This is a genomic window from Bartonella silvatica (assembly GCF_040545155.1).
Lineage (GTDB): Bacteria > Pseudomonadota > Alphaproteobacteria > Rhizobiales > Rhizobiaceae > Bartonella > Bartonella silvatica.
Genome location: NZ_JBEPLI010000034.1, coordinates 1 through 6,520 on the forward strand (window position 1 = coordinate 1; position 6,520 = coordinate 6,520).

1 protein-coding gene and 1 pseudogene are annotated in these 6,520 nt (G+C 38.2%); both read right to left on the reverse strand.

Going from position 1 to position 6,520, the window contains the following annotated elements:
* Nucleotides 1-4,121 (reverse strand): annotated as a pseudogene (locus tag ABID23_RS07465) (hypothetical protein); the annotation flags it as partial.
* 2,100 nt (nucleotides 4,122-6,221) lie between these two features.
* Nucleotides 6,222-6,520 (reverse strand): YadA-like family protein (locus ABID23_RS07470; protein WP_354190811.1); only part of this gene is annotated, 299 nt, incomplete at its 5' end.

Consider the following 6,520-nt stretch of genomic DNA (forward strand, 5'->3'; position numbering starts at 1 on the left):
CCACCACCCAAATATTTCGATGCATTCTTAGCAACGGTCTGCAGATCATCACTGACACCCTTTACATTCTCATTCGTCGCATAAAGTTGTGAACCTGTTACTGCATCTGTCGAATCTTTAGAGATGTCACCCGCTGCTAGAGACGTGATCTTGCTGTTGCTCTTATCTGCACCATGCGTTGCTACAAACGCACCTTTCCCGTCATCCCACAACAATGCATCTTGAAGACGTTCAGAAACCTCATCTTTGTTCTGAGCAACTTGATCTTTAAGATCTTTAAAGCCTTTATCAACCCCACCAAAAGCACCCGAAATATCATGATACTCTTTATCATCTAATTTATAGGTCGGTTCAGTCCCTTCTAAGACATCGGCTCCACCACCCAAATATTTCGATGCATTCTTAGCAACGGTCTGCAGATCATCACTGACACCCTTTACATTCTCATTCGTCGCATAAAGTTGTGAACCTATTACTGCATCTGTCGAATCTTTAGAGATGTCACCTGCTGCTAGAGATGTGATCTTGCTGTTGCTCTTATCTGCACCATGCGTTGCTACAAACGCACCTTTCCCGTCATCCCACAACAATGCATCTTGAAGACGTTCAGAAACCTCATCTTTGTTCTTGGCAACCTGACCTTGAAGATCCGTAATAGAAGCATCAACTCCACCAAAGGCATCTGAAACATTATGGTACGCCTTATCCTGAACGTTATATGTCGGTTCAGTCCCTTTTAAGACATCGGCATCACCACCCAAATATTCCGACGCATTCTTAGCAACTGCCTCTAGATTATCGGCGACATCCTTTACATTCTCATTCGTCTCATAAAGTTGAGAACCCGTCACTACCTCCGTCGATCCTTTTGCAAGCTTTCCATCTGTTACACCTGAAAGGATACGAGTCTCTCCTTCATTATTTAAAAAAATGGCTTCAGTACCACCTACCGTTTTAGCAATATAAATAGGACCAGATCTAAGTGCCTTATTATTTTTTAAGACATTATCATAATCATATCCTTGTGTAACTAGAATACTGTCTCTTACATCAGCAATCTGATTATTTAAACCTTTGAAAGAATTATTAACACCACCTAAGGCATCTGCAACACTGTCATAGCTCTTACTTCCCTCACTGCCATCTTCCCCAAAGGTTTTGACTGTGAAATGTGGGGCTTGCCACTTACCTTCACTATCATATCCAGCACCCCCACCTAAAGACTGAGCAACACCACTCCCCAATGTGTAAAGTTGCGACCCCGTGACTGCATCACTCGAATCTTTAGAGATGTTACCTGCCTCAAGAGACGTGATCTTGCTGTTGCTCTTATCTGCACCATGCGTTGCTACAAACGCACCTTTCCCGTCATCCCACAACAATGCATCTTGAAAACGTTCAGAAACCTCATCTTTGTTCTTGGCAACCTGACCTTGAAGATCCGTAATAGAAGTATCAACTCCACCAAAAGCATCTGAAACATTGTGGTATGCCTTATCCTGAACATTATATGTCGGTTCAGCACCTTTTAAGACATCAGCTCCGCCACCTAAATATTTCGATGCATTCTTAGCAACGGTCTGCAGATCATCACTGACACCCTGTACATTCTCATTCGTTGCATAAAGCTGAGAACCCGTCACCGCATCACTTGAATCTTTAGAGATGTCACCCGCTGCTAGAGATGTGATCTTGCTGTTGCTCTTATCTGCACCATGTTGGGCTACAAACGCACCTTTCCCGTCATCCCACAACAATGCATCTTGCAGACGTTCAGAAACCTCATCTTTGTTCTTGGCAACCTGACCTTGAAGATCCGTAATAGAAGTATCAACTCCACCAAAAGCATCTGAAACATTGTGGTATGCCTTATCCTGAACATTATATGTCGGTTCAGCACCTTTTAAGACATCAGCTCCACCACCTAAATATTTCGATGCATTCTTAGCAACGGTCTGCAGATCATCACTGACACCCTGTACATTCTCATTCGTTGCATAAAGCTGAGAACCCGTCACCGCATCACTTGAATCTTTAGAGATGTCACCCGCTGCTAGAGATGTGATCTTGCTGTTGCTCTTATCTGCACCATGTTGGGCTACAAACGCACCTTTCCCGTCATCCCACAACAATGCATCTTGCAGACGTTCAGAAACCTCATCTTTGTTCTTGGCAACCTGACCTTGAAGATCCGTAATAGAAGTATCAACTCCACCAAAAGCATCTGAAACATTGTGGTACGCCTTATCCTGAACTTTATAGGTCGGTTCGGTCCCTTTTAAGACATCAGCTCCGCCACCTAAATATTTCGACGTATGCTTAGCAACGGTCTGCAGATCATCACTGACACCCTTTACATTCTCATTCGTTGCATAAAGCTGTGAACCTGTTACTGCATCACTCGAATCTTTAGAGATGCTACCTGCCTCAAGAGACGTGATCTTGCTGTTGCTCTTATCTGCACCATGTTGGGCTACAAACGCACCTTTATCGTTATCCCACAACAATGCATCGTCTTGAACTGACGATGTGATATCTTTAATTTTTTTATCAAAATTGTTAACAACATCCGTGAAACGATTATTCACATTCTCAAAGCTTTTACCAACTCCGGCAAAAGCAGAAGCGACATCCCTATATGTCTCATTTTGAGAAGTGCCGTTCTCACCAAACTGCTTGATCTTGAAAGTAGGATCAGTCCATGCGCCATTTTTATAACCAGCGCCACCGCCTAAAGACTTTGCAACATCACTACCAAATCTGTACAATTGAGAACCATTCACAGCATCCGTTGAGTTATCAGAAACATTACCAGATGCAACTGCTGTGATTCTTTTCCCTCCAGCATTAATACCGTCTGTCGTTATACTTGGACCACTCCCAAGCCTTAAACCGAATTCTGATAGTATAGTTTTTCCTAAATTTACGTTCTTTACTGTAATAGCATCATTTAAACTAATTTTTATTCCACCGGCTTTTCCGCTAATCCTTATATTAGAATCATTTTGAACTACCAGAGGGTCTTTTGAATTAACATCTACTATAACAGTAGGATCGTTCTGAGTAATATCACCTACAGCTACCAACGACCAACCACTGCCGCCATTACCTATAGATTTTTCTAAAGCTTTCAACTGCGCAACATTCACTGCGTCAGTATCTTTCCAACCGGTAGCAACTCCTGATATCCTATTATTACCAGCATCAATACCAGCATTTGTTATTCTCGGACCACCAGTCAGCACTAAACCATTTACGTTCAAGATGTTGCCGCCTAATTTTATACTATTCAGCGTAAGATCATTCGACAAAGTAAAAGTTACATTCGTTGAATTATTTACCTTTTTTGTCGTAATTTTCAGATTATTATTTGCAGAAGAAAAATTCCCACTACCTGCTCCCTTTTCTACTTGGAGTACTTTTTCTCTTAATGCTTTCAACTGCGCAACATTCACTGCGTCGGTATCTTTCCAACCAGCGGCCACCCCTACAACTTGCTTTGTTAACCCTGCCACAGCTACACCAGCGGGGAATATACCTGACGTATTTTGCCAAGCTATACCTCTATCTGTCGACGCCCGACCTGTAAAAGGATCGTAACCTGTTATGCCAAAAGTGCGCGTTTGAGGAGACAAAGTGCGTAAAGTGACATTATTATTCTTATTAAATAAATTTAAATCATTTGGACCTAAAGCAGTCGTATAAACACCAGTGGAAGCTGCATTTAAAGCAGTCGCACGCACGTCAATGGGAACTATATTTTTAGCAAGAAGCGTCTCAAAGGCTACAACGGCATCAAAACGCTGTTTTTCTACGCCCTGCTGAAAAGAAGAAGCACTATGCTTTTTGCCTTTTTCATCAACCTTATGCACTTTTATACCTGAGCCTACGGTTGCAATAAAATCCAATGCCGCTGAATTATTACCCGCTATAAAATTCTTTTCGCTTGCGGGCCTATTGCCCCCACCATTCCTTACAACTGTACTAGAATTTACAGGAGAAACATGCGATAAAAACATGACCGCCATAGCCAAAAACAGTACTTTCATAAGAAACCATCGGTCAGACAAGCGAGATGTACTTACATTTTCGACGATCAATATGGTAGATATTTTTTTCATATTATTAATTCCCCCACAAAAAAAACGAACTGTGGACATAAAAAAGCCATATTCTGGCGTTAGTAATTTACTGGTTATGAGGTTTTTAGTTTTTTTTAGCATGTCGTTTCAGGTTTCAATAAGTTTGTGATTGTGTGCTATACTTTGTGAAAGTAGTAACGCTTTGAGTCTTTTTCCTTTTTTGTGAAAAGGAAGCGAGTGTTGTGAGCTAGAGTTGTTTCTGTGTAAATTGTGTTAAGCTTTTATGACTTTTAAGTCACTTAACGAAAGCTTGAAGCAGGGATTTTTTGCTAGATTAGATCATTAGAAATATCACTAGCTGTCCGAGCAGAATGCTTTAGTTCTCAGAAAGAGAGCTCTTTGAAACTATACTCTATTATTAAGTGAAAGTTTACTCGTGATCTATAATAAGAGTGCGTTGCTGCACTGTGCTCTTGATTTAAATGCATTGTGGGTCCCCTTCTAGGTTTCTGGAAATCTCCCCACGAATCAAGAGAAATCTCTTTCAAACAAAATGAGTCTTACTAATATACTTTTTGTACCAATATAAGTTATTGGAGAAAATAGCAAGAAAAAAATGAATCTTTTTGGATGGTTATAGAAATTTGTTCTGATACAAAATGGGAAACTATCGTTTATAACAGAGATCTTTTGGGGCTGTTCTTTTAGGTTTTTATAAAAATAATCTGCTATCTAATTCGTAATATGAACAGTGTTTGCGTGTGTATCATAATAAGTTATCTTCATCTTATTAGATAAATTATTAAATAAGAGTGAACATATCTCTTCTCTAACCCCTATCCGCCAGCACCTAGAGTAAAAACCACTATACAACGCTGCTTATTGTTATACTTAATTTGCCAGCCATCTCATTATAATGCCAAGGTAATATACGAATTTATAATTCTGCACATTAAGTAAAAATCCCAAATATCATAATTCTCTCGTTTGAAATCTATTCGCACCGAATCAAATAAAACTATTTGTTTACATATTAAAAATATTGCTAGTCGTTTGGATAAAATTACAGAATTTATACTAAAATATTTCTTATGAAAAATCTTAATATATAAGAGTACAACACAACGAGCAGCTAAATTCATAACTGCTGATTGTCTTACCTCTTTTCATAAACTTTTTATACTGCAATTGAAAAAATAAAACTTTCTATGAGTACAGTTATTAACATGATCAATGACATCACCTATCACATCAATAGTAATATTACGTGTGTTTATTTGCACCATCCAGCATAAGCTCTCTTTGCTTTTTTAGCTGATCAACATTTACCACTTACTTAGAAGCTTGAACCTTCTTAAAGTTTATCGTTTACGACAGTTTTACTATCTCCATCGTACCATTATGATAAACGCCACAGACTCTCTCACCTTTATGCCTATTTTAAGTTTAAATCATTCAACATAACATTCTAGGTAATAGCATTAATACTACTCGTACCTTCATTGATACCACCAAAATACTCAAAAACTCTTTCAATATCAGAGAAAGTAACACTTAAACCATTCGTCCTTCATCTCCCTACACTCAAAGTGAAGTCTTATATTGCAACATAAATTAACGTAATATTTTCAATAAAATATTAGATGTGAGTTAATATCTTTTGTACTTTTTGCAACCGTAAAATTTGTAATTTTAACGGTAAAGTTTATCTTTTTCCCATACGAATACTTATCGTACTCTTCCAGTTATCCTGTTTATCACCTCATAATATTTTTTCCTAAGAAAAAATAAATGAAAATATAAAACTTAAAACCAATGGAAATATCATAAATTTATTATTTTTATCCCACTTTAGCTATCTTTCTTCCAATAAAAAATTCTTTTAGACAAAACGAGTCTTACTAACATACTTTCTGTATTTATATAAATGATGAGATAAACTAGCAAAAACTGTAACTCTTTAATAAAGTAAACCGCAGTGACTATTTTGCAACAAAATTAATGGAATAATTTTTATACTCTCTCAAAATTCATAGTTAAATAATAAATATAACTTATAAGCGTTTCCCCGCTATAAAACCCGCTCCATTACCTCAGAGTAATAAGAGCGAGCAGGATTTCTATTCCAATATCTTATTATTAATTTAGCGTTACTCTAAATCCAGCACCAATACCAAAATGACCGCCAGAACTCATTAGAGATATATTAGAACGTATTTTTCCATTTTCAGACATATATCCAGCACCAACAGCAAAGGCTGATTGATTACGCCATGCCCCCGTACCAAATGACAAGCTGATCTTTCCTGGCGTATCATCATAACTTAAATTCGCCACAGCTGCACCAATAGCTGCCGCTTGTCTTGCTTCTTTCCGGACATCCTCAATCGCATAACTTAATGTTTCGAATTTTGTATCTGTGTAGAACTTCGCTTCAT